Source organism: Candidatus Planktophila limnetica (assembly GCF_002288365.1).
Taxonomy (GTDB): Bacteria; Actinomycetota; Actinomycetes; order Nanopelagicales; family Nanopelagicaceae; genus Planktophila; species Planktophila limnetica.
Genome location: NZ_CP016782.1, coordinates 628722 through 655139 on the forward strand (window position 1 = coordinate 628722; position 26418 = coordinate 655139).

The following is a 26418-nucleotide window of genomic DNA, read 5'->3' on the forward strand; positions in this document are numbered from 1 at the left end:
AATGTTAAGAGTTGCCATCCCTAACAAGGGTTCACTCGCAGAAGATTCAATTGCCGTCCTCAAAGAGGCTGGCTATAGACAGCGAACCGATAGTCGAGATTTGGTTTTAATTGACGTTGATAATCAAGTTGAATTTTATTATCTACGCCCTCGAGATATTGCCCTCTACGTTGGTTCTGGTGAATTAGAAGCAGGAATTACCGGTCGTGATTTACTTATTGACTCCGAAGCGGCAGCAATTGAAACTCTTGCTATGGGTTTTGGTGGATCTACTTTTAGATTTGCTGCACCAACTGGAAAGAATTGGAAAATTTCAGATATTTCCGGAAAGCGAATCGCCAGTGCTTACCCAGGACTAGTCAATGCCCACCTGAAATCCTTAGGATTATCGGCAACGGTCGTTCGATTAGATGGAGCAGTAGAGAGCAGCGTGCGCTTAGGAGTTGCGGATTTGATTGCAGATGTCGTTAGTACCGGTAATACATTGCGACAAGCTGGTTTAGAGATATTTGGTGATCCAATTTTGGTCAGTGAAGCAATATTGATTACGCGCGAAAGTGAAAAAAGCAATCCATCGTTGCAGATCTTGCTACGTCGACTTCAAGGTGTTGTTACCGCACGTCAATATGTCTTAGTTGATTATGACGTTCCTAAGAGTAAATCTGAAGCGGCTTGTGCGATCACACCAGGATTAGAATCTCCAACTATCTCTCCATTGCAGAATCAAGATTGGGTGGCAGTTCGTGCCATGGTTCTTCGCAAGGACACTAATCGCGTCATGGATGAGTTGTGGGAAGTTGGGGCGCGAGGAATTTTGGTTACAGATATTCACGCTTGTCGACTTTAATTTTCTCTTTCTGATTCTTCGATATCTTCTCGGTTTATTCCTAGAATAAACAGTACGGAATCCAAGTAGGGTGCATTTAAGGCACTCTGCGCAGCATCTTGAACCGTTTGCTTCGCGTTGAAAGCAATGCCCAACCCAGCAGATGCAATCATGTCAAGATCGTTAGCGCCATCACCAATGGCTACTGTGTTTGCGGGTGAGACATTTTCCAAATTCGCAAACTCTTTTAACGCCTGAGCTTTTCCAGCACGATCAATTATTGGACCCAATAACTCTCCAGTTATTTTTCCATCGATAATTTCTAGTGTGTTTGAGCGAACATGAGTAACGCCAAGATCTTTGGCTAGTGGATTGATTACTTGAGAGAAACCACCGGAAACCAGACCTACACCGTGTCCAAGTTTTTTCAATGTGCGAATGAGTGTTCTGGCACCTGGTGTGAGAGTAATGTCTCTGCTCACCTGAGCAATAATTGTTTCTGGTTGCCCCTTAAGCAGGCTTACGCGTTTGCGTAAAGATGCTTCAAAATCTAATTCACCTCGCATTGCTGATTCCGTAATTAAGCGCACTTCTTGACCCACACCGCTAACTTCTGCGAGCAAATCGATAACTTCTTGTTGGATGAGTGTTGAATCAACATCCATGACAACTAATTTCCGAGCGAAACGATTTAAACCAGAGATTTGAACTGCGATATCAACGCCAAACTTCTTTGCAGTGGGTCCAAGAGCCTTTCGCAGGGACTCTAGGTGTGAATCTGAAACTAAGAATTCAATGGCGGTTAGAGGGAAAGAAGCACTTCTATGAATTCTTTCTATATTTCCGCCAGTGGCTGCGATGTCCGAAGCTAAGTTTGCTATTGCTCCAGGTGTTATTTTCTCTGCCAGGGCGATTACGTGAATTAAACCCGTTTTTTGCGCTATGGATTCCGTAGTTTCGCTTGAGAAGGAGGTTGCGATATCCACATTGAGTTTTATTGCGCATTCATTTAAATCTGCCTCCACAGCGGCAGCATGCGCCGGATCTAAATCAATTAAAACTGTGAGTATTAAGCGAGATCTAATAACCACTTGCTCAATATCTAAAACAGTGATGGAAAATGGCTCCAAGGTAGTAAAGAGAGCTGAAGAAATTCCAGGGGCATCAATGCCAGAGAGCAGGATCAGACCTGTGTAACGATTGGCAACTCTGTCATTTCTATCCATGGGATATAGATTATCGTCAATTACACATGCGAAATTGCATGCGGTTGACCCAATTAGGCCCCGTGAAGCACTATCTTTTTGTTCTATGGCTTCGCAATTAGTTCTCTCACTCGATGGTGTTTGTGTTGTGAGAGACGGTAAACAAATTTTGGGACCAATTTCTTTCCGCATTGCCGCAGGGGAGCGATGGGTAATTCTGGGGCCAAATGGTGCCGGAAAATCAACACTTCTGGGAGTACTTGCAGCTCGAATTTTTCCAAGTAAGGGACAGGCTCTTTTATTGGATCAACAGGTAGGCCGAGTTGATCTTTCAGAGTTACGTACACGAATAGGTTTGGCATCTCCATCGTTAGAAGCGATGGTTGAATCTAATGAAGTGGTTAGAGATGTTGTTTTAACAGCTGCATATGCCATCATCGGTCGGTGGAATGAAAATTATGATTTATGGGATGAATCTCGCGCGGTTGCATTATTGACAACCTTTGGTGTTCGAGAACTCGGTGATAGAAAGTTTTCAACTCTAAGTTCTGGTGAAAAAAAGCGAGTGCTAATTTCTCGAGCCCTGATGGCCGATCCTGAATTACTGTTACTTGATGAACCAGCGGCTGGACTAGATGTTGGTGGACGAGAAGATCTATTGCGGCGATTCACTCAATTTTCAAATGATCCAACTGCTCCAGCGAGTGTTTTAGTAACGCATCACATCGAAGAAATACCGGTTGGCACTACTCATGCGATTTTACTTAAAGATGGCAAGATCGCAGTTAGCGGTCCAGTTGCTTCGGTAATAACTAGTGAACACGTGAGTGCTGTCTTTGGTTTACCTATCGAAGTCAAACATGAAAGTGATCGATTCTTCGCCCGTGCTTAGAGATTTACTGGATGCACGTTGGCATACATTGTTGGAACCTGCTCTACATCTTCTTGATAAATTGGACCAAGATTTGGATTTCAAAACCAGCGTTCCAGCCAAGGAAGAGATATTCCGAGCTTTTGAATGTGAACCCTCATCAATCAAGGTTGTGATCATCGGACAGGATCCGTACCCAAATAAGAATCATGCAATGGGACTCTCCTTTAGCATTCCCTCCAATGTCGAGAGTATTCCAGCATCATTGAGAAATATTTACACCGAGATGCTAAGTGATGTGGGAGGCATTGCGCCAAGTAATGGCGATCTTAGATATTTGACCGAGCAGGGTGTGATGTTACTCAATCGAGGGTTAACCATTTCTTTGCCGGATAAGAAAGTGAATTCTCTTTGGTATGGATTCACAGATTTAGTCGCGCAGGTACTAGCGAATCAGGGTGTAATCGGAATTTTTTGGGGGAATCAAGCACAAAAGCTGGCGAAATATTTCCCAACAGATAAGCAGATACTTAGTGTTCACCCAAGTCCATTATCTGCATATCGGGGATTCTTTGGTAGTAAACCTTTTTCTGCGGTGAATAGAATTTTAGAGTTAGAAAAAAAGCCAATCATTAAATGGACAAAACAATAGCGCGGAACCGATAAAGGCTCCGCGCTATTGTTTTATTTCAAATTATCCAATCCAGGATTTAATTGGAGAAGATAGGAAGTAAACCATAAAGAGAACAGCGACGAGAATAAGAAGTGGATGTACTTCTTTACGACGTCCTTGTACTAAACGGATTACCACGTGTGAGACAAAACCGGCGCCGATACCTACTGAGATGTTGTAGGTAAATGGCATAAGAATGATTGTAAGGAAAGCAGGTATTCCAATACCCAAATCATCCCAAGCTATGTCTTTAACTTGTGACATCATCAAGAAACCGACGATGATCAAAGCAGGTGTAGCAGCTTCGTAAGGAATAACTGCTACTAGCGGTGATAGGAAAGTTGTTAGTAAAAAGAGTAGGCCTGTAACGATGGAAGCTAGGCCTGTTCGTGCTCCTTCGCCAACTCCGGAAGCTGATTCGATATAACTTGTATTCGAAGAAATACCGGCTGCGCCACCAGTTGCTGCAGCAATTGAATCAACAATAAGAATCTTATTGGCTCCTTCTACATTGCCCTTGGAATCAGTTAAACCAGCTTGATTACCAATTGCAGTCATGGTTCCCATTGTGTCGAAGAAATCGGCAAGCAATAAAGTGAACACAAGTAACAGAGCGGCCAAGAAGCCAGTTTTAGGATTAGTAAATGCTCCAAAAATATCTTCGAAACCTAAACCTAGAGAATCAAAGCGTGGAGTATCGGTGAAGTTCAATGTTCCATCTGCATTTTTTGGCAAGGCAGGTGTGTTTAAACCCCATCCGCGTGAATTAGATTCAGTTGGACTAATAAAGCTATTTCCAACCTTGAATTGGCTTTCAACGATGATTGCCAAGATTGTTGAAGTGATGATACCGATGAGGATAGATCCTTTGATCTTTCTCACCATCAACACGATAGTGAGCAAAAGACCCACTGTGAACACAACGATTGGCCAACCAACTAGTTGTCCACCATCTCCTAGTTCTAATGGAACTGCAGAAGGTTTCGAATTATTGCTTCCCCACACAACGTTTGGGGTGCGGCGAACAAAACCGCTATCGACTAGTCCGATCAGTGCAATGAAAAGTCCAATACCAACTGAAATTGCTACCTTAAGTGGTGTTGGAATGGCCTTGAACACAGCAATACGAAATCCTGTAAAGACTAAGACCAGGATGATTAGACCTTCTAGTACTACCAGTCCCATTGCTTGCGCCCATGTTGCATTCTTAGCTATAGATACAGCAACGAATGTGTTTAATCCAAGTCCTGTTGCAAGAGCGAGAGGGAAGTTTGCAACTGCACCCATAAGTATTGTCAGCAATCCAGCAACAAGGGCTGTACCTGCTGCAACGATAATGATTGCATTCGTTCTATCACCACCGCCTATAAAAGCTCCGGTGCTATCTGTTGTTGCCAAGATAAGGGGATTAAGTGCAACGATGTAAGCCATTGTGAAAAACGTGACAATTCCACCGCGAACTTCGCGGGCAACTGTTGATCCACGTTGTGTGATTTTGAAGTACGTATCTAACATGATCGACCTTCCTGATTTTGGTATCGGGGGTGTTTGCGACCCCGTGCGAAATCACGGCTCGCAGGCCGGAGGAAGATGATGTAACGCTATCTATTACTGTGAGGTAAAACGGGATACAACACCCAATGAGATGGCAATAGATTGGCCAATAAAGAGGGCAAATAAGGCGGTTCCGAGCCCAACAGTGCCACCAAGTATGGCTCCCAAGATTAAGACCGTAGCTTCGATTCCCAAGCGCACTCGACCCACGCGAATACCGCTTCGATGGTGAAGGGCAGTCATTAATCCATCACGAGGACCAGGTCCGAGAGCGCACGTTATATATAAAGCAGAACCAAGGCCAACCATTGCGATACCTAAAAAGTCCATCGCAACTCCAACTAAGTAATTCTGCGCTAAAGGAAAAATATTTACACCTAATTGGATGGCACTTGCGATAATCAAAATATTTGCGAGTGTTCCAAATCCTGGTTTTTCGCGTAAAGGAATCCACAGAAGAAGTACCAATGTACTTATAGCAAATGTTGAAACTCCTAATGAAATATCCAATCTTTTTGAAACTCCTTGGGCAAGGACTGTCCACGGTGCATTTCCAGTACCGCTTTGAACCAGTAGAGAATCACCTAATCCAAAGATGAATAAGCCAAAGCCCAGGATGAACAATCTCTGAAAAGAAAGGTCCCATCGATGACGAGCCGCCCAAGAAGTGTGAGGAATTGTTCTGTGTGGGCGAAGGAATTCAAGAAAAACATTCTTGGAAGCATCTGTGCTCATTCGTGAAGTGTAAGGGATAGAATGAAGCAATGAGGTTGATATCGTGATTGCAGGTTTAGGTACTCTGATCAATGTTGTTGCAATCATTGCAGGTTCTGCAATAGGAGTTGTAGCAGGCTCTCGGTTAGCGCTTAAAACTCGGGATCTAATTACTGATGTTCTGGGCTTAATAACCATTTTGGCTGCCGCTAGCGCAATCATTCCAATGTTTAGTAAAGAGTTCAGTTCGGCATTGCCAAAAGGCTGGACTCTACTGAGCATTCTTGCTTCCCTTTTAATTGGTGGCCTAATTGGTTCCGCGCTTAAATTAGAAGATCGCTTAGAACACCTCGGACAAAATTTAAGGCGCAGATTTGGTGCCCATCATGAAGGCACTTTTGTTGAGGGATTTGTCTCTTCTTCACTCCTCTTTGTTATTGGTCCTCTTGCAATTCTGGGAAGCATTAGCGATGGAATGGGTACGGGAATTGATCAGCTTTCATTAAAGTCGATACTGGACTTTTTTGCGGCAATCGCTTTTGCTGCTTCCCTTGGTTGGGGTGTTGCTGCCTCTGCAATTCCTGTCGGCATTTATCAAGGTATATGGACTTTGATTGGTTTCTTGCTCGGAAACGTGTTGGCTCAGTATCAAATAGATGCCATGACGATAGTAGGCGGTCTTTTGCTCTTATCCATCGGTCTGCGTCTACTTAAAATCAAAGAAGTAGCAGTTGGAAATTTGCTTCCGGCGCTAGCAGTTGCGCCAATATTTGTTTACGTTCTCCATGCATTTATTGGTTAGAAAGTGCTCGCGTCGATAACAAATCGATATTTTACATCGCTTGCAACAGTGCGATCGTAGGCAGTATTTGCACAGTCAGCATTAATAACCTCAACATCGCTAACAATGTCTTTTTCGCCACAGAAGTTGATCATCTCCTGAAGTTCAGAAACCCCACCAATCATTGATCCTGTAATTGATCGTCGGCCATCTAGCATCACGCCTGCATGGAGTGCAAAAGGCTTACCAGGAAGACCAATAATTACGAGAGTTCCATCAAGTTTTAGACATTGTAAGTATTCATTGATATCAATCTCGGCACTAACAGTATTTAAAATGATGTCAAATGATTTTTTCAATGGTGCGAACGCACCTGGTTCTTTTGTGTTTACGAAGTGGTGGGCACCCATTTTCTTCGCATCACCCTCTTTCGAAGCAGAGTGAGATAAAACTGTAACGTCTGCCCCCATCGCAACAGCGAATTTAACTCCCATATGACCCAATCCACCTAGTCCCATAACGGCAACTTTAGAATTTGGTCCTACCTTGAAATGTTTAATTGGAGAGTACAGAGTTATTCCTGCGCAAAGCAAAGGAGCTACGCCTTCTAGAGCCAAGTTCGCAGGAATGTGCACGGCGTAATCTTCATTAATTACGAAGTTGTTTGAGTAGCCGCCTCTAGTTTCATTCTTACCGTTTCGTTCAATGCTGTTGTATGTGCCAGTCATACCTTCCAGGCAATACTGCTGTAAACCTTTTTGACAGTTTGCACACGTGCGACAAGAATCAACGAAGACTCCTACGCCGATCAGATCGCCCACCTTGAATTTCGTAACAGCTGTTCCGATTGAAGTAACAACACCTGCAATTTCATGTCCTGGAACTAATGGATAGTAGACAGATCCCCATTCACCACGGGCTGTATGAATATCAGAGTGACAAATTCCTGTGTATTTAATATCTAAGCCAACATCATGAGATCCAATTTCACGGCGGTCAAATTCGAAAGTTTTCAAAGGCGATGTCGCGTTTTCTACTGCTAAGCCTCGTGATTTCATGTCAATCCTTTGTTATTTAGGTAAATGGAAGTGGATCTGTGGAAATGTGTGCTGCTTTTGATGAACGAGCTGTTACTTCTCTCATGTGGTGTCTGCGGCACAAAACTTCGTAGGCCACTTCTTGTCCTGGAGCCACATCGCCTACAACTACTTGTTCTCCTTGAGTAACCATTGTTCCGTCTACGGTGCGTGCATTATGTGTTGCCCTAGATCCACACCAACAGAGTGCTTCAACTTGTAATGTGTTAACGCGATCAGCCAATTCTACTAAACGCGCAGATCCTGGGAAAAGTTTTGTTCTAAAATCGGAGAGAATTCCGAAGGCAAATACATCAATGCCGAGTCCATCAACGATTTTTGCTAACTGTTCTATTTGGACAGGATTATAGAATTGGGCTTCATCACAAATTATGTAATCTATTCGTGATCCTTGTGATAATTTATCAACTACATATTTATGCAGATCCATTTCTATACTTACTTCGATAGCTGGACTTTGAAGACCTAGCCGGGAAGAAATAACACCAGAACCCGCACGATCTTGAGATGTGAAAATTAAACCTGTGCGACCTCTGCTTTGATGATTATGAGCGGTCTGCAATGCCAAAGTGGATTTACCACTATCCATTGTTCCGCAGTAATAAATTAGTTCAGCCACGGGTGCATCTTGCCACTGCGTTGGCTTTTGCGCAGGTCTAAGCCGAAACTTTACCTACAGATTTACTCCTTGATTACGCAAAGCTTGCGTTAAACGAGGGATGAGGGCTATCGCTGTATCAACTGATATGTGAGAGGCATCTCTATATGCGACCACCCCGTCTTTAACGGCCGGGCATGTTCGTGAGCAAAGCCACGCATTTGGATCAATGACATCAAAGCCTGAAATCGAGAGATTCTCGCTTCGCTCTGTTGTATTGCACTTTGAAATTGAGTTATTCGCTAAACAAGCTGGAATGTCTCTAGCAGGATGTGGTGTATCGGTTAGATAGATCAAATGCGGTGATGCGTTTTTAACCGAATTGAGCAATTTACGCTGACCATCTGTCCACCATTGATTACGATCTTGAAACTGTCGTGGTTGAGCGAAATATTGAAAACTACTCATGACCAATACATCAGGTTTTATCTTCGAAATTCTTAGAAGTGAATCCTCACGCCATTTCTCACAACGCGACATTTTAAATGCGCCCTGGTCTGAGCGAACAACATCAACGGATGGACAAGCTGACTTTGTAAGAGAAACTAACTTGTAACCAGAGCGAGATGCTATTTCAACCAATGCTGGAAACCATTGCGCAGCGTGAGAATCACCGTATAAGACGATGGTTTTTTGAGAATCTTTATCTGCATACTCGCAAGCATCTGATTTAGTCTCTGCATAGTTTGCATGACAACCATCTTCATACACTAAGGGGCGCGCTTTAATCTGAGCTAAGGAGATGGCTCCGTCAATACCGGTTACATTTATTCTGTCGCTACTGGTGAAAAAAACTGTGGTGCCTATCAACACAGAAACTAAAGTGATGACAGCAGATTGCTTGAAGACTAATGTCGACAGGATCTTCTTTTTTCTGAAGGGTTCTTCTATAAATCTGTGGGTTAGGTCAGCTAAAACGATTGTTGCAATGATTGCAAGAATTCGCTCGTAAACTTCTAATGGACGTGAGAAATAGGTGCTTGGAAGAACGAGTAAAGGCCAATGCCATAGATAGAGCGGATATGAGATTTCACCGAGCCATTGGGAGATTTTGCTATTTGCTACGTCATTGAGAAATGGGGGCCATGAGTTGATTGTTGAAATCAACATGACCGTACCAAGGACGGGAAGTACTGCATTTAGTCCTGGAAACGCGGTTGTTTCATTGAAGATAAAAGCACTAGCAATTATGAATATGAATCCCACAAGTCCAACTAATTTCTTGGTCTTAACCGGTGGAAGTAAGACCAGGAGTGCGCCGAGTCCTAATTCCCATGCTCTAGTTGGCAATGAATAGAAAGCCCATATCGGAGAAGTTTCGGTTTGATAAACCGAGAAAAGAAAAGAAAGTAAAGTAACAGCGGCGACTAATATTGTTAGCGCAATTTTTTTCTTGAGTTTTGTAGCCACCATGAAAAAGAGCAAAATGAGTAAAGGCCACAAAAGATAGAACTGTTCCTCCACGGCAAGTGACCAGTAATGAATTACGGGGGAGGGAGTGGCGTCCAAATTTTGATAGTCGGCTTGCCACCAAGCAAAGAGATAATTTGAAACATACAAACTCGCCGCGATAATGTCGCGGCCTAGTGATGAACGCATTGTCGCTGGAATGAGCAGCCACGAAAACACCGCGGTTACTGCAAGGACGAAGAAGGAAGTTGGGAGTAGTCGTTTAAAGCGACGTGCGTAGAACTCTTTAAAATTGATACTTCCGGTACGTTCTATTTCACGGATCAATAAACCAGTTATTAGAAATCCACTTATTACGTAGAAGATGTCTACGCCTATAAATCCTCCACTTACCCATTTCGCATGAAATAGGGTCACCAACAAAGCGGCAAGGGCGCGAAGACCTTGTATCTGAGTGATTTTTGGTGTTGACGATTTCATTTATTGGATTTTCTTCAGGGATTCAATATCCATATGTGGAAATTGTTGAAGAATTTTCCCGCGTCCTTTCAGCTCCTCTAACTCAAGTAGGAAAACCAATTTTTGAACTGTTGCGCCAGTTTTTTCGATTAAGCGAATAGCGGCACACGCTGTTCCACCCGTTGCAAGTACGTCATCTACTATCAATACTTGAGAGGGAGCGGCACAAGCATCTTTATGGATTTCAAGTGTGTCCGCTCCATATTCAAGGTTATAAGTTTCTGAGTGCGTTTCGGCTGGTAGTTTGCCTGATTTACGGATCGGAATGAAACCACGATTAGATTGATTTGCAATCGATGCTGCGAAAATAAATCCACGTGCTTCCATTCCAGCAACGTAATCGAATTCTGAGGAAGAATTTGCCATATGGGAGATAACTACATTGAAGGCTTGAGCATTTGAAAGCAAGGGAGTTATGTCCTGAAACAAAATTCCATTTTTTGGAAAATCAGGTATTTCGCGAATTAAGCCCATCGCATCGTTTAGTTTCACGATGCTGATAGTTCCATATTTTTGTGTCCGAGAGGGGACTTGAACCCCTAAGCCCTTGCGGGCACTAACACCTCAAGCTAGCGCGTCTGCCAATTCCGCCACCCGGACGAGTGCGTGAGCAACGATAGCAATGCCTGTAAAGGTAAGCAAAAGTGAAGTTCTTAGGGGAGGATATGCGCATGAGTCCATTGCAATTAAGTGATGCTGATCGAGAAGAGTTGCAGTTAGAAGCAATCTCCATTTGCCAAACTCTCATAAGAATTCCCAGCGTTAATTATGGTGATGGTAAAGGCGATGAATCTGCTGTAGCCAAAAAAGTTGTGGAGTTACTTAATGAATCAGGAATCGACGCAAAAATCTATGAGTCAGCACCTGGAAGATGCAATGTTATTGCTTTCATAGAAGGCGAAGATCAAAGTCGAGCAGGGTTAGTAGTTCATGGACATTTGGATGTGGTTCCCGCCAACGCAGAAGATTGGAGCGTAGATCCATTTTCAGCTCTCATTAAAGATGGAATGATCTGGGGTCGCGGGGCAGTGGATATGAAAAATATGGATGCAATGATTATTGCTATTTTCCGTATGTGGGCAAAAAAAGGAATTAAGCCTCCTCGCAATATAGTTCTGGCATTTTTCGCAGATGAAGAAGCAGGTTCACTCTTTGGTTCCCGCTGGATGGTTGCACACCATCCTGAAGTTTTTAAAGGATGTTCGGAAGCAGTCTCAGAAGTTGGTGGTTTCTCGGTAACGGTTTCGGATAACAAACGTCTTTATTTCATTGAAGCAGCGCAAAAAGGTATTCATTGGATGCGAATTAGCGCAGAAGGTCGCGCGGGCCATGGGTCAATGATGAATCCTGAGAATGCACTTACACGTTTGAGTGAAGCCGTTGCAGCCATTGGAAACTATGAATGGCCCCAGAGATATACAAAGACTGTAAAGATTTTATTTAGGAAGATCGCAGAAGTTACAGGCAAGAAATATGATGAGAAAGATTTACGTCCATTACTTGCCGAGATTGGCCCAATGGCAAGAATGATCGGTGCTACTTTGCAAAATACTGCCAATCCAACAATGCTTGAAGCGGGCTATAAAGCCAATGTCATTCCACAGAGAGCAACTGCAGTGATAGATGGTCGATTCCTGCCGGGAATGGAAGATGAATTAAATGCCACAATACGCGAGATTGTTGGAGCAGATATTTCAATTCAAACTATTACCCATGACATCGCATTGGAAGTAGATTTTGAAGGTGATCTAGTTGATGCAATGACAAGATCTATTTTGGAATTCGATCCGGAAGGTATTCCTGTTCCTTATCTCATGAGCGGTGGAACCGATAACAAAGCGTTAAGCGAGTTAGGCATCATTGGGTATGGGTTTTCGCCATTGAAATTACCTGCAAATTTAGATTTTATGGCGCTTTTTCATGGCGTGGATGAGAGAGTTCCTGTTGAAGGTTTGAAATTTGGAGTAAATGTTTTGGAAAATTTCCTACGAAATTCTTGATATTTCATTTAGAGCGCTGCGCACTACTTCAGGCAAGGTAACTTCTTCACTAGATAGTGCACCACGAAGCTGCGCTCCTGTGCGGGCTCCAAGAATCACGCTAGTGACAGCGGGTGCATCTCTGACCCAAGCTAGAGCAACTTCCAATGGGGAAAAGCCCAATCCTTCGGCAGCAACGCAGACTGCTTCAACAATCTGAGATTGTTTATCAGATAAGTAAGGCTCCACGAAGGATGCAAAGTGCGGTGTTGCAGCTCGTGAATCACTCGGTACACCTTTTCTGTATTTTCCGGTGAGCACACCACGACCAAGGGGAGACCAAGCAAGCAATCCAACGTTAAGAGTATCCACGGCATCGACAAGATCTTCTTCAATTTTGCGATTGAGCAGTGAGTACTCATTTTGAATTGTTGTTATGGGTGCTTTGTTGGCAATGATTTCTTGTCTTGTAATGGCGTGCGCACTTTGCCAACTTGAAAAATTAGAGATACCGACATACCTTGCTTTCCCACTTGCATAGGCGTAATCAAGTGCGGACAAAGTGTCATCGAGCGGTGTTTGTGAATCCCACGTATGTATTTGCCATAAATCTAAATAATCGGTGTTAAGTCGTAGCAAAGAAGCGTCTAGTTGGGCGATCAGAGATGAACGGGAATTATCAACTTTGCGAAGACCGTCGGGGAAACTGATTCCCGCCTTCGATGCGATAACCACATCATTTCTTTCAAAGAGTGTGCCAATGAGTCCACCAATAACGCGTTCACTATCGCCATCGCCATAAACAGCAGCGGTATCTAAAAAGTTTCCACCAGCATCTAGGAACGCCCGACATTGATCAGCGGCTTCATGCTCGTCTGTGTCACGGCCCCAAGTCATTGTTCCTAGGCCAATTCGCGAAAGCATGAGGCCACTTTTGCCCGCACGTCGTAATTGCATAGCGAGACCTTAGCAAGTGTGCTTTGCCAAATCCCGATAACCTTGCTCTGTGACCACAGTAATTTTGCTCCGCCATGCGCATTCGATAGCCAATGAAAAAGGGATTTTGGCAGGTCGTGCCTCTGGTGTGAATTTAAGTGCAAAAGGCACTGAACAGGCGTCGCTTCTTTCCAGTCGATTAGGCAACGCCAAGTTTAGAGATATTCGTATTAGTCCGCTCGAGCGATGTTTGGCGACATTAGAACCGTGGTTGCGATCTCAAGCTTCATCGGTTCGCAAGAAGATTGTTTTCGATCCAAATGTTTCCGAAGTTGATTATGGAGATTGGACTGGAAAGAAATTATTGGCTTTATCACTTCGAAAAGAGTGGCGAATAGTTCAAAAGTCACCAAGTCAAATGGTTTTCCCAAGGGGAGAAGGATTACTGCAGGTGCAACAAAGGGCAGAGAAAGCGCTGCACCAAAGCATTAAAAAGGCAGGAAGTGGGGTTAGTTTAATCGTCAGCCACGGCGATGTTATTAAAAGCTTGATTGCTACAGCTTTAGACCTGGAGTTAGATAAATTCCAGAAGATTGTGATTGATCCTGCTTCGATATCTGTGCTGGATTTCAATAAGGGAACCTTTCGGTTGCTGCATCTCAATGATTCAACAACAAATTTTGAATACTTGTCTCAGACCAAGCGTTCGAACAAAACTCTTGTTGGTGGAGGGTCAGGAAGTAAATGACTCCGATAATTTATGAATTTAACCCTGTTGAAAGGTTCGTCGCTGGAACTGTCGGGGCACCTGGTGAGCGCACATTTTTTATTCAAGCCCGCACGGGTGCAAGAGTTGTTTCAGTAGTGGTTGAAAAGTCCCAAGTTGTTGCCTTAGGGGAGCGGACCAAAATCATGCTTCGCGAAATTAAGAAATCAGATCCAACAATCGTTATTAAGAGCAACGATATAGATGATGCGCCTTTAGAGCAGCCAATTTTTGAGGAGTTTCGAGCTGGCGTGATTGCTATGGCATGGGATGCCCAAAATTCAATGATTGTTTATGAGTTACGTGAAACCACAGGCAATGATGATGACACCGATGATGAAGTGGTCTTTGATGAAAAAGATTTGTCTGTCGACCTTCTGCGTGTTCATTTATCTCCCACGCAAGCGGCATCATTTGCAAAACGATGCTTATCTCTAGCAAATGCTGGACGCCTTCCTTGTCCCTTCTGTGCAATTCCTATTGATCCCAACGGGCATTTATGTCCGCGATCTAATGGTTATCGAAGATGAGCAATGTAAATAAAATTCTGTCAGAGGGTGAGTTAATCGTAACTGGTCGCTTAATTGATGCTTCTAATGCGACTTTGTTAGCGCAATGCACTTTGGGCCAAGAAACAATAAAGTGCATTTACAAACCTGTCGCGGGAGAACGCCCTTTGTGGGATTTTCCGGATGGAAATTTGGCTCAACGTGAGTTTGCTGCGTACTTGGTAAGCGAATTTCTCAAGGTGCAGGTTGTCCCTTTAACTATTTTACGTGATGGACCTTTTGGCACCGGCATGGTGCAGGAGTGGATAGATATCGATTCAGAAATTGATTTAGCTGATTTTTTTAGTCAAGATGACCCGCAACTTCGCAAGATGGCACTTTTTGATGCGGTCATTAACAATACTGATAGAAAAATTGGGCACCTATTGCCACATCCTGACGGAAAACTTTACGGGTGCGATCACGGGGTAACTTTTCATCACGAATACAAATTACGAACAGTTTTGTGGCAGTGGGCTGGAGATGATTTAACTGAAGAAGAAATCAACTCGTTAGAGGCTTTGCTAGCAGTATTGAAGACTGATGAAAGTTCAATTTTGCAATCACTAATTACTGCTACGGAGTTACTTGCTCTACAGTCGCGAATCCAAGATTTAATCAAGAGCCGATGTTTTCCACTACCAAGTACTGATTGGCCAGCGATTCCGTGGCCCGCTTTTTAGAACACGAATTTTCTTTGATGCATTAGGATAGGAACATGAAGTCTTGGCCTGAGGTATACATCCCAACCATAGATTCTAAATATGCTTTCCCTGAACTTTCTTTGCTCAATACGGCAACTAAGGCAATTGAAACTCTGCCGCGCAAAAAGAAATATCGAATGTATGTATGCGGCATTACTCCCTATGACTCAACTCATTTAGGTCACGCTGCTACTTATCTGACATTTGACCTGATTAACAGATATTTACGTGCGATGGGTTCCAAGGTTGTATATGTTCAAAATATTACCGACATTGATGATCCTCTTTTGGAAAGAGCAAATCGTGATGGGGTTAATTGGCAGGACCTTGCACATGCTCAGATTGATCTGTTTAGAAGTGATATGACAACTTTGCATGTTATTCCGCCACAAGATTACATCGGTGCAGTTGAAGCTATCGATCTGGTTACAAAGAAGATCGAGGAGTTAAAAGATGCTGGTGCTATATACGGTGTTGATGAAGATCTCTATTTTCGAGTTCATAGTGATCCAGATTTCGGCTCGCGCAGTCATTTAAGTAAAGAAGAATCTCTCACAATTTTTGGAGAACGAGGGGGAGATCCGGCGCGAGAAGGAAAGGAAAACCCACTTGATTCTCTGGTGTGGTTGGCTCAACGTCCTAATGAGCCGGGTTGGTCAAGTATTCATGGACAAGGTAGACCGGGATGGCACATTGAATGTTGCGCTATCGCTCTGCATTATTTGAAACCAGAAAAAGATACAGAGTATCTGATCGATATTCAAGGTGGCGGAAGTGATCTTATTTTTCCTCATCATGAAATGAGCGCAGCACAAGCGCGAGTATCTACAGGAAGAAATTTCGCACAACTCTATGTTCACACCGGAATGATCGGTTTGAATGGGCAGAAGATGAGTAAGAGCTTAGGCAATTTGGTATTTGTTAGTACCTTGGTAAAATCTGGTGTTAATCCAATGACTATTCGCTGTGCATTGATGATGCAACCATATGCCGCTGATCGCATGTGGAATGAAGAACTTCTTCTGTCGGCGCAAGAATTCCTAGATTCGCTTACGCTACGACTATCTCAACCGCAATGCGCTCCTACTTCAGATTTGATTCAGGACATTATTCAAGCGCTAGCAAGGAATTTGGATACAGAAAGAGTTTTCTCGATGCTGCAAAAATGGATTGATGAATCCGCAAAAGGTGCGGAAGGTGGCAATCCTGGAGAACTCTCTCGGACACTTGATGCACTACTTGGAATTGCAATCTAGGATGAGTAATTTTTTTAGCGCGGTTTTTTTCGACATGGATGGGCTTTTCGTAGATTCTGAACCTTTGTGGTTAGAAGCTGAAACGGAGCTAATGGCTAATTTTGGATATCAATGGACACAAGAAGATCAGAATTTTTGTTTAGGTGGACCTTTGAGCAAAGTTGGTGAATTTATGTTTGATAGAGTTAAGAACGATCATTCACCGCAGTATTTCACCGATGAAGTTGTTTCTTTGATGACAAAGAAGTTGAGCGCAGGTGCTCCTGTTATGCCGGGTGCAATGGAGCTCTTAAGTAACTTAAAAAGCCATGAAGTCCCAACCGCACTCGTTTCGGCGAGTCCAAGAGTGTTAGTTGACGCAGTTCTAAAAAGCGTGCCTCAACATTCATTTAGTTTTTCACTGTCTGCCGATGATGTTGAAAATCCAAAACCCAATCCTGAAGCCTATTTAAAAGCAGCCAAGAAATTTGGTGTTGAGATTAGAGAGTGCTTGGTTCTTGAGGATTCACCTAATGGAGTTAAGGCCGCAACTGCCAGCGGAGCTCATACGATAGCCGTTCCGCATTTTGTAGAGATATTACCAAAAGAGCGCTTAAGGGTAATCAAGTCTTTGCAAGAACTAGATTTTATGAATTTGCAGGCTAGTTATGCGCAGGACAAATTGATTTAAAAGAACACCAGTCACATAATCTGCTTTTGCGTGGGTTCCAAGTATTTGTCTGCATTGCCTCATTAATTGAAGCGGCAACATTGAGAAGTGCTTTTTCAGTCAAAATCAATTCAATTTCTGTCGGAGTACTCTTGAGCAAGTTGCCATCGCCCAAGTAGATCAATTGCAATAATTTTGGGATGACATTGTGCTCTTTCCAATACAGTAGCGCATACACTCTTAACTGAAAAAGTGCTTTTTCTTCCCATCCAGGTTTTGGTGCTTTACCGGTTTTGTAATCAATGATGCGAACTTCACCAGTAGGGGCAACATCTAAGCGATCCACATAACCGTGTAAATAGATTTCAGAGGACAAGTCTTGTTCTAGATGAAGTTCTCGGTGCGTGGGTTCAAATGATGTTGGATTTTCTAGTTCGAAGTATGTTGTTAATAGCGCCGTCGCCCGATCAAGCCATTCTTTCTCACTGGTTATTAACTCTGCTAGCTCTGGCTTTTGTGCCAATTGTTCTTGCCATCTAGTTGGTAATAGGTCAGTTGCCTGTTTAATGGTTCGTAACTGCGCAGGAGACTCAAAGAGATCGTGTAGAACCGTATGAACTAACGTGCCGCGTTCGGCATCCAAACTGGGGGATTCAGGTAATTGGTCAATGGTGCGATATTTGTAGAGCAGCGGACAATTTGAAAAATCATTTACCCTGCTGGGAGAGAGCCGTAACTGGTTCACTTGCGCGAAGATACTCTGATATTTCACTACTTGCACCCATAAGATACATCCATGTCTAATGATGGATTTTTCTCTATAGGTGATCGAATTCAACTCACCGATCCCAAAGGGAAGATGTACACATTTACCATTACGCAGGGCAAAGAGTGGCACACGCATAAAGGGTGGATTGTTCATAATGATCTAGTTGGTTTACCAGAAGGAAGTGTTGTAAGCACCAGCGCGGGTTTGAAATTTACGGCCTTCAAACCGTTACTGGGCGATTTCGTTTTGTCCATGCCGCGTGGTGCAACAATTGTTTATCCGAAAGATGCCGCCATGATTGTAGGCGTTGCCGATATTTTTCCGGGAGCCAAAGTTATAGAAGCTGGAGTAGGAAGTGGCGCTCTTGCTATTTCACTTTTACGTGCGATTGGTCCACAAGGCCAACTCCATAGTTTCGAACGCAGGGAAGATTTTGCAGATATAGCTAGGGATAATGTTGCAACATATTTTGGGTTATTGCCGCCAAACTGGAATTTAACAGTGGGTTCAGTTCAAGAATCAAGTACTGAAGATAAATTCGATCGAGTTATTCTGGACATGTTGGCACCGTGGGAGTGCGTCGATTATGCCGCACAGATTCTTAGACCAGGTGGAGTTTTTCTAGCATATGTAGCTACTACGACGCAGTTATCTGCAACAGCTGAAGCCCTTAAGGAAGATGGACGTTTTACTGAACCACTTAGTTCAGAAACGATTGTGAGAGATTGGCATCACGAAGGGTTGGCAGTTAGGCCAATGCAACGAATGATTGGCCACACGGGTTTTCTTATTGTGAGCAGACGTATGGCTCCTGGTGTAGAAGTACTCGCGCGTCGTAGACGTCCATCAAAAGGTGCATACGGTGTCGCGGAAGAGTGAGCGTTTAGTTAATTTAGTTATTGCGTTGTTGGCAACTAAGCGTTACATAACAAAATCAGAGATATTTAGAACCATTGAGGGTTATGAAGGTTCTAATGAATCTATGGAGCGAATGTTCGAGCGAGATAAGGACGAGTTACGAAGCTTAGGTATTGATATCGAAGTTTCAGGCTTAGATCCTCTCTTTGACGATGAAGTGGGATATCGAATACGTGCGGAAGATTTCGAGATGGACCGTGCTGGATATTCCGCACAGGAAATTGCTTACATGTCATTGGCCGCACAGTTATGGAAAGACGCATCGCTCAGTGATGTTTCACAGAAAGCTATACGTAAATTATCGGCAGTCTCTGGACCAGCAGATATTTCAGAAATTCCCGCTTTCGCACCAGTGATTTTGACAGCGCCAAAGTTTCTTGGAGATCTCATTGGTGCAATGACTGATCGCAGAGTGGTTGAATTTAAGTACTTAAACAGCGAAATGAATGCTCATAATCGCAAGGTTCATGTTTACTCTTATTTCTCGCTTAAGGGTTTTTGGTATTTCACCGGTTTTGATGTGGATAAGTCTGAGACCCGAACTTTTCGAAGCGATCGAGTTTTCGGTGAGTTAAGCGTTTCAAAGAAAACAGATTGTTATCAGATTCCGACTGATTTTAAGACTGATCTATCTTTCGAGGAAAATCGTTCATTATCAGAAGCTCAATTACGGGTTAGAAACGGTAGAGGATCGCAGTTAAGAATTCTTGCTTCAAGTATCAAAACTGGTGAAGACTTCGACATCATTAGAGTTTCGTACTCCTCAGAGGAAGAGATGCTGGCACTCATCTTGTGGCATTTAGATGATGTTTTAGTTATTGGTCCCGAATCATTGAAGCGATCTGTCATTGAAGCCTTGACTCAGTTAGTTGAAGTTCATGGTTAAGCAGATCCTAGATAACCAAGTTAATCGATTGCTTGATTTGGTACCTTACTTGATCGCAAACCAAGGTGTTTCTCTCGACCAAGTTGCTAAAGATTTTCAGATTAGCAAATCAAATGTTTTGGAGGACTTAAATACCTTGTGGATGTGTGGACTACCAGGTTATACGGCTTTGGAGCTAATTGATCTATCCTTCGAATCAGGTTACGTATCAATCAGAAATGCAGAAGTACTAAGCAAGCCTCGAAAACTTACAACCATTGAAGTGGGTGCAGTAATTATTGGACTATGCATACTGCGAGAGTCGTACGCTCCGATCGATGTTCATGCGCAAGCGATTGATGATCTGATTGCACGATTGTCCAAGAAATCAAATGTCGCGGTGCCAGTCACACTGTCAAACAATGTTTCAAAGCAATTACGAACGGAAGTGAATTCAGCCATTGCTACAAAGAAGAACTTAACGATCACTTATCACTCATTTTCACGTGATGAAGTAACAAGTAGAGAAATCTCCCCTTTTTCAATCAAGCACGATGGAACTTTCGAGTATGTGGAGTCTTATTGTCATGTAGCCAAAGATTTTCGATCTTTTCGATTAGACCGAATTTTGAGTGCAGTAGTCAGCACAAGCACCACCAATCAAGTACCTAAGAATGATGGCTCAGATGATGGGCGCATTGAAGTTCACATAAAGATTGGTTCGAATTCACGTAAAGTTACTGAAACTTTTAATCTCAAAGTTCCTGAAGAACTACATCATGGAAATGAATTTAAAAGCTCGGTCTATAATCTTGAATGGATCATCCGAACTATTTCTAGTTTGAAGTCATCGGCAGTAGTTACCCAGCCGCTAGATGTTCGTTCCCAGGTAGGTTTGAGGGCGCAGAAGGCTCTAGATCTGTACGCTTAGGGGAGTTGGGTAGGTTTTACGGCCTCTTGTGGGATAAAGTTACACACAGATTCTTCTGTTGAGAAAGCGAGAAATTATGTTTTTGCGCGAACCAAGCCACATCCTCATTCTTCTTTTAGTTGTGTTAGTCCTCTTTGGCGCAAAACGTCTTCCAGATTCTGCCCGCTCTTTGGGAAAGAGTATGCGCATCTTTAAAAGCGAGATTAAAGAAATGAAGCAAGACGACAAGAAATCAGATAACGACGAGTCAACTGAGAAATAGTTCAATGACGACCTCTTCGGGTGGTCGCATGCCCCTGCTTGATCATCTCCGCGAATTGCGCAAGCGCATAATGCGTTCAGCTATCGCCATTTCACTCTTTGCAATTTTAGGTTGGTATTTTTACAACGACATAATTGTGCAATTAGCTAGTCCTGTATGTGACTTACGTGCAGCCCAAGAACAAGGCCAGCAATATTGTGGATCACTGTACATAAGCGGTGTACTTGGACCTTTAAATTTGCAGATTAAAGTCGCTCTACTCACAGGAATCATCATGGCAGCGCCGATTTGGTTATTTCAGTTGTGGTCATTTATCGCACCCGGTTTACACAAGAAGGAAAAGAGAAATTCAATCTTTTTTGCACTCGCAGCCACACCATTTTTTGCAGTGGGTGCTTATCTAGGTTACGCAATACTTCCAACTGCTGTGAAAGTACTCTTCGGCTTCACACCAGAGGCTCTAACCAACCTCGTAAAATTCGATGATTACTTAGATTTCGTATTGAGAATTATCTTGATTTTCGGTTTGGCTTTTGAACTGCCCGTATTCTTAATCAGCTTCAATCTCATTGGTTTTCTCAGAGGTTCAACAATCTTAAGACCGTGGCGTATTTGGGTTTTCTCCATAGTTTTGTTCACTGCTGCATTCACGCCAACACCTGATCCATTGACCATGGCCTTGCTCGCTCTTCCTTTAATTGCCCTCTATTTAGCCGCAGGGGTCTTTGCTCTTCTCAATGATAAGCGCAGGGATAGAAAGAATCCAGATCGTGTCTGATTGCCTTTGGGCAATAGTTATAAATCCAACGTCAGGTCGGGGTAAAGGAGCTGAAGTTGGAAAGACGGTTGCCGGTTATTTTTCTAAACACGACCTGAAATATCAAATTATTTCTGGAACATCAGCTGCAAGTGTTTTAAAAGATCTTCGTCTTTTTCTCAGTAATCATCGGCAATGTCCTGGGGTTATCTCCGTTGGAGGAGATGGGCTCAGATGATGGGCGCATTGAAGTTCACATAAAGATTGGTTCGAATTCACGTAAAGTTACTGAAACTTTTAATCTCAAAGTTCCTGAAGAACTACATCATGGAAATGAATTTAAAAGCTCGGTCTATAATCTTGAATGGATCATCCGAACTATTTCTAGTTTGAAGTCATCGGCAGTAGTTACCCAGCCGCTAGATGTTCGTTCCCAGGTAGGTTTGAGGGCGCAGAAGGCTCTAGATCTGTACGCTTAGGGGAGTTGGGTAGGTTTTACGGCCTCTTGTGGGATAAAGTTACACACAGATTCTTCTGTTGAGAAAGCGAGAAATTATGTTTTTGCGCGAACCAAGCCACATCCTCATTCTTCTTTTAGTTGTGTTAGTCCTCTTTGGCGCAAAACGTCTTCCAGATTCTGCCCGCTCTTTGGGAAAGAGTATGCGCATCTTTAAAAGCGAGATTAAAGAAATGAAGCAAGACGACAAGAAATCAGATAACGACGAGTCAACTGAGAAATAGTTCAATGACGACCTCTTCGGGTGGTCGCATGCCCCTGCTTGATCATCTCCGCGAATTGCGCAAGCGCATAATGCGTTCAGCTATCGCCATTTCACTCTTTGCAATTTTAGGTTGGTATTTTTACAACGACATAATTGTGCAATTAGCTAGTCCTGTATGTGACTTACGTGCAGCCCAAGAACAAGGCCAGCAATATTGTGGATCACTGTACATAAGCGGTGTACTTGGACCTTTAAATTTGCAGATTAAAGTCGCTCTACTCACAGGAATCATCATGGCAGCGCCGATTTGGTTATTTCAGTTGTGGTCATTTATCGCACCCGGTTTACACAAGAAGGAAAAGAGAAATTCAATCTTTTTTGCACTCGCAGCCACACCATTTTTTGCAGTGGGTGCTTATCTAGGTTACGCAATACTTCCAACTGCTGTGAAAGTACTCTTCGGCTTCACACCAGAGGCTCTAACCAACCTCGTAAAATTCGATGATTACTTAGATTTCGTATTGAGAATTATCTTGATTTTCGGTTTGGCTTTTGAACTGCCCGTATTCTTAATCAGCTTCAATCTCATTGGTTTTCTCAGAGGTTCAACAATCTTAAGACCGTGGCGTATTTGGGTTTTCTCCATAGTTTTGTTCACTGCTGCATTCACGCCAACACCTGATCCATTGACCATGGCCTTGCTCGCTCTTCCTTTAATTGCCCTCTATTTAGCCGCAGGGGTCTTTGCTCTTCTCAATGATAAGCGCAGGGATAGAAAGAATCCAGATCGTGTCTGATTGCCTTTGGGCAATAGTTATAAATCCAACGTCAGGTCGGGGTAAAGGAGCTGAAGTTGGAAAGACGGTTGCCGGTTATTTTTCTAAACACGACCTGAAATATCAAATTATTTCTGGAACATCAGCTGCAAGTGTTTTAAAAGATCTTCGTCTTTTTCTCAGTAATCATCGGCAATGTCCTGGGGTTATCTCCGTTGGAGGAGATGGGCTGGCGCATTTAATTCTGCAAGCAGTTGTTCCAAGCAAAATACCTTTTGCCGTTATTCCTGCCGGCACAGGAAATGATTTCGTCAGGGCGCTTAAATGGTCGCTTGATGATATTGAGACGCAACTAGATTTTGTAACAACGCAGGATCCTACTGCGATAGATTTAGGTTTAGTTGATGGAGAATGGTTTGGAGCAGTTCTATCGTCAGGATTTGATTCCACCGTCAATGAGAGAGCGAATAAACTTAAATGGCCCAAGGGGCCGGCTAAGTACAATGTTGCAATAGCTTTAGAGTTGCCAACATTTAAGCCTTCTGAATTCACGATTGAATTAGATGATCGCACGATAGAGACTCAAGCAATGTTGATTGCAGTTGGTAACGGATCTAGCTACGGGGGAGGCATGCAAGTGTGTCCTCAGGCATCTCTTACGGATGGATTATTTGACGTGATGATTTTGAGCCCAATTTCTAAATTGGAGTTCATCAAAGTGTTTCCAACCGTGTACTCAGGCACGCATATAAAACATCCTGAAGTCAGTATTTATAGAAGCAAGAAAGTGCGAATTCATTCAACAGCGATTGCTTATGCTGATGGTGAGAGAATCGGTGCACTACCAGTTAGCGCTGAGTGCGTTCCCAGCGCCGGGTTAACATGGAGAAGGTAATCCCTCCAGCAGAGAAATTTGCTGCGGCTAAAAAGCGATCCAAGCATCCGCTTACCCAAGAATTTATAGATTCCTTTGATTTTGCCTTTGATGATTTTCAGATTGCGGCATGTCATAGCGTTGAAGAAGGTCATGGAGTACTCGTTGCCGCTCCTACTGGTGCGGGTAAAACTGTTGTTGGAGAATTCGCAGCTTTTTCAGCGCTTAAACACTCCAAGAAGTGTTTTTACACGACGCCGATTAAGGCTCTTTCCAATCAGAAGTATCAGGAGTTTGTTGAACGTTTTGGCAGTGACAATGTTGGTTTGTTAACAGGTGATACCAACATCAATAGTGAAGCTCCTATTTTGGTTATGACTACAGAAGTTCTGCGAAACATGCTGTACCAAGGTTCAAGTACCCTGACCAATTTGGGTTCAGTTGTGATGGATGAAGTTCATTACCTTGCAGATAAGTTCCGTGGTGCGGTGTGGGAAGAAGTGCTTATTCACCTCATGGAGAGCGTTCAAGTTATTTCGCTATCGGCAACGGTTTCAAACGCAGAGGAGTTCGGGGAGTGGCTCGGGGAAGTTCGAGGAACTATTGACGTCATAGTCAGTGAAGTAAGACCTATTCCTCTGTATCAACATGTGTTAATCGGAAATAAATTAGCAGATTTGTTCACAAAACCAGGCCAGATTAATCCAGAGATTCTCAAACTAGAAAGTGAAGCACTTCGGAAAGTCCGCTCTAGGGGAGGTAGACAATCTCGCTGGATTGAAGATTCAAATAAACTTTCACGCGCTGAAATTATAGAAAAGCTTGATCGCATGTCCTTGCTTCCTGCCATTACTTTCATTTTCTCTCGAATAGGTTGTGATGCTGCAGTAAAGCAGTGTTTGCAGGCAGGAATAAAACTTACTTCAGCCGAGGAGCGTAAGGAGATTGTTGAAACTGCAAATAAATACACACAAAATTTGTCACAAGAAGATCTGGAAGTACTCAATCACTCTGACTGGCTTGCAGCGTTAGAAAGAGGAATTGCCGCCCATCATGCGGGACTTCTGCCTACTTTTAAATCAGCGGTTGAGGATCTTTTCCAGCGAGGCCTAGTTAAAGCTGTCTTTGCCACGGAAACATTGGCACTTGGAATAAACATGCCTGCTAAAACGGTAGTCCTAGAAAAACTCGTGAAATACAATGGTGAAGCACATGTGCCAATTACTCCTGGTGAATTCACACAGTTAACAGGTCGTGCGGGTCGCCGTGGAATAGATATTGAAGGAAATGCAGTTATTCAATGGTCACCAAGTATTGACTCTGGAACCGCAGCGGGATTGGCATCGACTAGAACGTATCCGCTTCGTTCATCTTTTTCTCCAACATATAACATGGCTGTAAATCTTATTTCGCGCTTTGGTCGAGAGCGGGCGCGTGGTTCTTTAGAGTCTTCTTTTGCTCAGTTCCAAGCTGATAGAGCAGTGGTTGGATTGGTGAAACAGCAAAAACGTAATCAAATCGCAATAGATGAGCTGCTAGAACAAGCGAAGTGTCATTTAGGTGATTTCGCTGACTATGCGCGCTTTCGTCGTGAAATAAAAGAGTTAGAAACTTTACTGAGTAAGCGAGATGGAAAAAGATCCTTCGACTCGAAGCAAAGAGTGCATATGGAAGGTGAAATAGATGGTCTTCGCCGGGGAATGAAAAATCATCCATGTCATTCCTGTAATGACCGAGAATCCCATGCTCGTTTTGCCGAAAGATCAGATCGATTAATTCGTGAAAATGAAGGTTTAAATAATCGCGTCATGAATCGAACACACGTCATTGCTAAAACTTTTGACAAGATTTGCAACATCCTCACATTACTTGCCTACATCGAAGGGGAGAAGTTGCTCCCACAAGGGCTTATTCTTTCGAAGATTTATGCTGAGTCTGACTTGTTATTAACTGAAAGTATTCGACGTGGGTTATTTAAAGATCTTGCCCCCGCCGAAATCCTGAGTGTGGCTTCAACGATGATCTTTGAATCCCGAAGCCAAGAAGATCTTTCTCCAAAAATACCGAATGACAATGTTGCCAATTGCTTGGCTGCGATAACACGAGTGTGGGCCGAAATTGAAGAACTAGAAATTGAATTGGGCGTTAAAACTCAAAGAGCTCCTGATCTTGGTTTCTGCTACATGATTTTCCGTTGGGCAAATGGTTCCAGCCTTAATCAAGTATTAAAAGGTTCGGACATGTCTGTCGGAGATTTTGTGCGTTCAACAAAGCAGTTAATTGATTTGTTAGGACAAATTGCGAATGCTTCACCTGAATTGAATAAGAAATGCAGAGAAGCTGTAAAATCTATTGATCGCGGTGTTGTTACCTACCTATTGGAGGAAGTATGAGCTTA

30 protein-coding genes and 1 tRNA gene are annotated in these 26418 nt (G+C 43.2%); 21 read left to right on the top strand and 10 right to left on the bottom strand.

Annotated elements, in window-relative coordinates:
- The first annotated feature begins 1 nt into the window (after window position 1).
- A complete protein-coding gene (hisG, locus tag PHILAsVB114_RS03400; RefSeq protein WP_095697992.1) occupies window positions 2-847 on the top strand; it encodes an ATP phosphoribosyltransferase in 846 nt (281 codons plus the stop codon).
- Here the strand turns inward: hisG and serB are convergent.
- Window positions 844-2052 (bottom strand): phosphoserine phosphatase SerB, encoded by a 1209-nt coding sequence (serB, locus tag PHILAsVB114_RS03405; RefSeq protein ID WP_095697993.1) that lies wholly within the window; start codon window positions 2050-2052, stop codon window positions 844-846. The two genes, hisG and serB, sit on opposite strands and share 4 nt — an antisense overlap.
- An 85-nt stretch (window positions 2053-2137) precedes the next feature.
- Here serB and PHILAsVB114_RS03410 point away from each other — a divergent pair, with 85 nt between their 5' ends.
- Entirely contained in the window at window positions 2138-2923 is a 786-nt protein-coding gene (locus tag PHILAsVB114_RS03410) for an ABC transporter ATP-binding protein (RefSeq protein WP_095697994.1), read from the top strand.
- Window positions 2892-3554: a uracil-DNA glycosylase gene (locus PHILAsVB114_RS03415; RefSeq protein ID WP_095697995.1), complete on the top strand. Its 663-nt coding sequence runs from the start codon at window positions 2892-2894 to the stop codon at window positions 3552-3554. The genes PHILAsVB114_RS03410 and PHILAsVB114_RS03415 overlap by 32 nt, the downstream gene beginning before the upstream one ends.
- A 42-nt stretch (window positions 3555-3596) precedes the next feature.
- Here PHILAsVB114_RS03415 and PHILAsVB114_RS03420 read toward each other — a convergent pair whose 3' ends face one another.
- Entirely contained in the window at window positions 3597-5090 is a 1494-nt protein-coding gene (locus PHILAsVB114_RS03420) for an NCS2 family permease (protein WP_095697996.1), read from the bottom strand.
- 93 nt (window positions 5091-5183) lie between these two features.
- Complete coding sequence (yczE, locus tag PHILAsVB114_RS03425) at window positions 5184-5864, bottom strand: membrane protein YczE (protein ID WP_095697997.1); 681 nt, start codon at window positions 5862-5864, stop codon at window positions 5184-5186.
- A 43-nt stretch (window positions 5865-5907) separates the two neighbouring features.
- Here yczE and PHILAsVB114_RS03430 point away from each other — a divergent pair, with 43 nt between their 5' ends.
- The gene (locus PHILAsVB114_RS03430) at window positions 5908-6645 is read left to right on the top strand and encodes a DUF554 domain-containing protein (protein ID WP_095697998.1); all 738 of its coding nucleotides are present in this window, start codon (window positions 5908-5910) and stop codon (window positions 6643-6645) included.
- On the opposite strand, the gene PHILAsVB114_RS03435 is transcribed toward PHILAsVB114_RS03430, so the two are convergent.
- The 5 genes from PHILAsVB114_RS03435 to PHILAsVB114_RS03455 form a co-directional block, all read right to left on the bottom strand.
- The gene (locus PHILAsVB114_RS03435; RefSeq protein WP_095697999.1) at window positions 6642-7682 is read right to left on the bottom strand and encodes an NAD(P)-dependent alcohol dehydrogenase; all 1041 of its coding nucleotides are present in this window, start codon (window positions 7680-7682) and stop codon (window positions 6642-6644) included. The two genes, PHILAsVB114_RS03430 and PHILAsVB114_RS03435, sit on opposite strands and share 4 nt — an antisense overlap.
- A gap of 16 nt (window positions 7683-7698) precedes the next feature.
- Window positions 7699-8340 (bottom strand): thymidine kinase, encoded by a 642-nt coding sequence (locus PHILAsVB114_RS03440; RefSeq protein WP_095698000.1) that lies wholly within the window; start codon window positions 8338-8340, stop codon window positions 7699-7701.
- A gap of 54 nt (window positions 8341-8394) precedes the next feature.
- Window positions 8395-10269, bottom strand: coding sequence for an acyltransferase family protein (locus tag PHILAsVB114_RS03445; protein WP_095698001.1), 1875 nt, complete (start codon window positions 10267-10269; stop codon window positions 8395-8397).
- Entirely contained in the window at window positions 10270-10800 is a 531-nt protein-coding gene (locus tag PHILAsVB114_RS03450; protein WP_320410414.1) for an adenine phosphoribosyltransferase, read from the bottom strand.
- Window positions 10801-10824: 24 nt separating this feature from the next.
- Window positions 10825-10908 (bottom strand) — tRNA-Leu (locus tag PHILAsVB114_RS03455).
- Between the two features lie 71 nt (window positions 10909-10979).
- Here PHILAsVB114_RS03455 and PHILAsVB114_RS03460 point away from each other — a divergent pair.
- Window positions 10980-12308, top strand: a complete 1329-nt coding sequence (locus tag PHILAsVB114_RS03460) for a M20/M25/M40 family metallo-hydrolase (protein ID WP_095698665.1) — start codon at window positions 10980-10982, stop codon at window positions 12306-12308.
- Here the strand turns inward: PHILAsVB114_RS03460 and PHILAsVB114_RS03465 are convergent.
- Window positions 12294-13244, bottom strand: coding sequence for an aldo/keto reductase (locus tag PHILAsVB114_RS03465; RefSeq protein WP_095698002.1), 951 nt, complete (start codon window positions 13242-13244; stop codon window positions 12294-12296). The two genes, PHILAsVB114_RS03460 and PHILAsVB114_RS03465, sit on opposite strands and share 15 nt — an antisense overlap.
- 49 nt (window positions 13245-13293) lie before the next feature.
- Here PHILAsVB114_RS03465 and PHILAsVB114_RS03470 point away from each other — a divergent pair, with 49 nt between their 5' ends.
- From PHILAsVB114_RS03470 to PHILAsVB114_RS03490, 5 genes are read left to right on the top strand one after another with little or no spacing between them, the layout of a single operon-like run.
- Window positions 13294-13971: a histidine phosphatase family protein gene (locus PHILAsVB114_RS03470; RefSeq protein ID WP_095698003.1), complete on the top strand. Its 678-nt coding sequence runs from the start codon at window positions 13294-13296 to the stop codon at window positions 13969-13971.
- Window positions 13968-14519: an Rv2134c family protein gene (locus PHILAsVB114_RS03475; protein WP_095698004.1), complete on the top strand. Its 552-nt coding sequence runs from the start codon at window positions 13968-13970 to the stop codon at window positions 14517-14519. Before PHILAsVB114_RS03470 ends, PHILAsVB114_RS03475 begins: the two co-directional genes overlap by 4 nt.
- Window positions 14516-15220, top strand: coding sequence for an SCO1664 family protein (locus PHILAsVB114_RS03480; protein WP_095698005.1), 705 nt, complete (start codon window positions 14516-14518; stop codon window positions 15218-15220). The genes PHILAsVB114_RS03475 and PHILAsVB114_RS03480 overlap by 4 nt, the downstream gene beginning before the upstream one ends.
- Before the next feature lie 35 nt (window positions 15221-15255).
- Window positions 15256-16497 carry a cysteine--1-D-myo-inosityl 2-amino-2-deoxy-alpha-D-glucopyranoside ligase gene (gene mshC, locus PHILAsVB114_RS03485; RefSeq protein ID WP_095698006.1) on the top strand — a complete coding sequence of 414 codons (1242 nt, stop codon included), beginning with the start codon at window positions 15256-15258 and terminating at the stop codon, window positions 16495-16497.
- 1 nt (window position 16498) lies between these two features.
- Window positions 16499-17167, top strand: coding sequence for an HAD family hydrolase (locus PHILAsVB114_RS03490; RefSeq protein WP_157906144.1), 669 nt, complete (start codon window positions 16499-16501; stop codon window positions 17165-17167).
- On the opposite strand, the gene PHILAsVB114_RS03495 is transcribed toward PHILAsVB114_RS03490, so the two are convergent.
- Window positions 17139-17891, bottom strand: coding sequence for a RecB family exonuclease (locus PHILAsVB114_RS03495; RefSeq protein WP_204246841.1), 753 nt, complete (start codon window positions 17889-17891; stop codon window positions 17139-17141). The two genes, PHILAsVB114_RS03490 and PHILAsVB114_RS03495, sit on opposite strands and share 29 nt — an antisense overlap.
- A gap of 51 nt (window positions 17892-17942) precedes the next feature.
- Here PHILAsVB114_RS03495 and PHILAsVB114_RS03500 point away from each other — a divergent pair, with 51 nt between their 5' ends.
- The 11 genes from PHILAsVB114_RS03500 (at window position 17943) to PHILAsVB114_RS03550 (ending at window position 26413) form a co-directional block, all read left to right on the top strand.
- Entirely contained in the window at window positions 17943-18794 is an 852-nt protein-coding gene (locus tag PHILAsVB114_RS03500) for a tRNA (adenine-N1)-methyltransferase (RefSeq protein WP_095698008.1), read from the top strand.
- Window positions 18778-19719 (top strand): helix-turn-helix transcriptional regulator, encoded by a 942-nt coding sequence (locus tag PHILAsVB114_RS03505; protein WP_095698009.1) that lies wholly within the window; start codon window positions 18778-18780, stop codon window positions 19717-19719. The genes PHILAsVB114_RS03500 and PHILAsVB114_RS03505 overlap by 17 nt, the downstream gene beginning before the upstream one ends.
- The gene (locus PHILAsVB114_RS03510; RefSeq protein ID WP_095698010.1) at window positions 19712-20629 is read left to right on the top strand and encodes a WYL domain-containing protein; all 918 of its coding nucleotides are present in this window, start codon (window positions 19712-19714) and stop codon (window positions 20627-20629) included. Before PHILAsVB114_RS03505 ends, PHILAsVB114_RS03510 begins: the two co-directional genes overlap by 8 nt.
- A gap of 76 nt (window positions 20630-20705) precedes the next feature.
- Window positions 20706-20891, top strand: coding sequence for a Sec-independent protein translocase subunit TatA (tatA, locus tag PHILAsVB114_RS03515; protein WP_095698011.1), 186 nt, complete (start codon window positions 20706-20708; stop codon window positions 20889-20891).
- A gap of 4 nt (window positions 20892-20895) precedes the next feature.
- Window positions 20896-21669, top strand: a complete 774-nt coding sequence (tatC, locus tag PHILAsVB114_RS03520; RefSeq protein WP_095698012.1) for a twin-arginine translocase subunit TatC — start codon at window positions 20896-20898, stop codon at window positions 21667-21669.
- Window positions 21662-21886, top strand: a complete 225-nt coding sequence (locus tag PHILAsVB114_RS03525) for a diacylglycerol kinase family protein (RefSeq protein ID WP_157906145.1) — start codon at window positions 21662-21664, stop codon at window positions 21884-21886. The genes tatC (PHILAsVB114_RS03520) and PHILAsVB114_RS03525 overlap by 8 nt, the downstream gene beginning before the upstream one ends.
- Window positions 21873-22127: a hypothetical protein gene (locus tag PHILAsVB114_RS03530; protein WP_095698014.1), complete on the top strand. Its 255-nt coding sequence runs from the start codon at window positions 21873-21875 to the stop codon at window positions 22125-22127. The genes PHILAsVB114_RS03525 and PHILAsVB114_RS03530 overlap by 14 nt, the downstream gene beginning before the upstream one ends.
- 76 nt (window positions 22128-22203) lie before the next feature.
- Window positions 22204-22389: a Sec-independent protein translocase subunit TatA gene (gene tatA / locus PHILAsVB114_RS03535; RefSeq protein ID WP_095698011.1), complete on the top strand. Its 186-nt coding sequence runs from the start codon at window positions 22204-22206 to the stop codon at window positions 22387-22389.
- 4 nt (window positions 22390-22393) lie between these two features.
- Window positions 22394-23167, top strand: coding sequence for a twin-arginine translocase subunit TatC (tatC, locus tag PHILAsVB114_RS03540; protein WP_095698012.1), 774 nt, complete (start codon window positions 22394-22396; stop codon window positions 23165-23167).
- Window positions 23160-24041 carry a diacylglycerol/lipid kinase family protein gene (locus PHILAsVB114_RS03545; protein WP_204246842.1) on the top strand — a complete coding sequence of 294 codons (882 nt, stop codon included), beginning with the start codon at window positions 23160-23162 and terminating at the stop codon, window positions 24039-24041. The genes tatC (PHILAsVB114_RS03540) and PHILAsVB114_RS03545 overlap by 8 nt, the downstream gene beginning before the upstream one ends.
- The gene (locus PHILAsVB114_RS03550; RefSeq protein WP_095698016.1) at window positions 24029-26413 is read left to right on the top strand and encodes a DEAD/DEAH box helicase; all 2385 of its coding nucleotides are present in this window, start codon (window positions 24029-24031) and stop codon (window positions 26411-26413) included. Before PHILAsVB114_RS03545 ends, PHILAsVB114_RS03550 begins: the two co-directional genes overlap by 13 nt.
- Window positions 26414-26418 lie beyond the last annotated feature (5 nt).

What these genes read in the sequence shown, in the direction of transcription:
- hisG (WP_095697992.1), top strand. Translation starts at nt 2, where the DNA reads ATGTTAAGAGTTGCCATCCCTAACAAGGGTTCACTCGCAGAAGATTCA.
- serB (WP_095697993.1), bottom strand. Translation starts at nt 2,052, where the DNA reads ATGGATAGAAATGACAGAGTTGCCAATCGTTACACAGGTCTGATCCTG.
- PHILAsVB114_RS03410 (WP_095697994.1), top strand. Translation starts at nt 2,138, where the DNA reads ATGGCTTCGCAATTAGTTCTCTCACTCGATGGTGTTTGTGTTGTGAGA.
- PHILAsVB114_RS03415 (WP_095697995.1), top strand. Translation starts at nt 2,892, where the DNA reads ATGAAAGTGATCGATTCTTCGCCCGTGCTTAGAGATTTACTGGATGCA.
- PHILAsVB114_RS03420 (WP_095697996.1), bottom strand. Translation starts at nt 5,090, where the DNA reads ATGTTAGATACGTACTTCAAAATCACACAACGTGGATCAACAGTTGCC.
- yczE (WP_095697997.1), bottom strand. Translation starts at nt 5,864, where the DNA reads ATGAGCACAGATGCTTCCAAGAATGTTTTTCTTGAATTCCTTCGCCCA.
- PHILAsVB114_RS03435 (WP_095697999.1), bottom strand. Translation starts at nt 7,682, where the DNA reads ATGAAATCACGAGGCTTAGCAGTAGAAAACGCGACATCGCCTTTGAAA.
- PHILAsVB114_RS03445 (WP_095698001.1), bottom strand. Translation starts at nt 10,269, where the DNA reads ATGAAATCGTCAACACCAAAAATCACTCAGATACAAGGTCTTCGCGCC.
- PHILAsVB114_RS03460 (WP_095698665.1), top strand. Translation starts at nt 10,980, where the DNA reads ATGAGTCCATTGCAATTAAGTGATGCTGATCGAGAAGAGTTGCAGTTA.
- PHILAsVB114_RS03465 (WP_095698002.1), bottom strand. Translation starts at nt 13,244, where the DNA reads ATGCAATTACGACGTGCGGGCAAAAGTGGCCTCATGCTTTCGCGAATT.
- PHILAsVB114_RS03475 (WP_095698004.1), top strand. Translation starts at nt 13,968, where the DNA reads ATGACTCCGATAATTTATGAATTTAACCCTGTTGAAAGGTTCGTCGCT.
- PHILAsVB114_RS03480 (WP_095698005.1), top strand. Translation starts at nt 14,516, where the DNA reads ATGAGCAATGTAAATAAAATTCTGTCAGAGGGTGAGTTAATCGTAACT.
- mshC (WP_095698006.1), top strand. Translation starts at nt 15,256, where the DNA reads ATGAAGTCTTGGCCTGAGGTATACATCCCAACCATAGATTCTAAATAT.
- PHILAsVB114_RS03490 (WP_157906144.1), top strand. Translation starts at nt 16,499, where the DNA reads ATGAGTAATTTTTTTAGCGCGGTTTTTTTCGACATGGATGGGCTTTTC.
- PHILAsVB114_RS03500 (WP_095698008.1), top strand. Translation starts at nt 17,943, where the DNA reads ATGTCTAATGATGGATTTTTCTCTATAGGTGATCGAATTCAACTCACC.
- PHILAsVB114_RS03510 (WP_095698010.1), top strand. Translation starts at nt 19,712, where the DNA reads ATGGTTAAGCAGATCCTAGATAACCAAGTTAATCGATTGCTTGATTTG.
- tatA (WP_095698011.1), top strand. Translation starts at nt 20,706, where the DNA reads ATGTTTTTGCGCGAACCAAGCCACATCCTCATTCTTCTTTTAGTTGTG.
- tatC (WP_095698012.1), top strand. Translation starts at nt 20,896, where the DNA reads ATGACGACCTCTTCGGGTGGTCGCATGCCCCTGCTTGATCATCTCCGC.
- PHILAsVB114_RS03530 (WP_095698014.1), top strand. Translation starts at nt 21,873, where the DNA reads ATGGGCTCAGATGATGGGCGCATTGAAGTTCACATAAAGATTGGTTCG.
- tatA (WP_095698011.1), top strand. Translation starts at nt 22,204, where the DNA reads ATGTTTTTGCGCGAACCAAGCCACATCCTCATTCTTCTTTTAGTTGTG.
- tatC (WP_095698012.1), top strand. Translation starts at nt 22,394, where the DNA reads ATGACGACCTCTTCGGGTGGTCGCATGCCCCTGCTTGATCATCTCCGC.
- PHILAsVB114_RS03550 (WP_095698016.1), top strand. Translation starts at nt 24,029, where the DNA reads ATGGAGAAGGTAATCCCTCCAGCAGAGAAATTTGCTGCGGCTAAAAAG.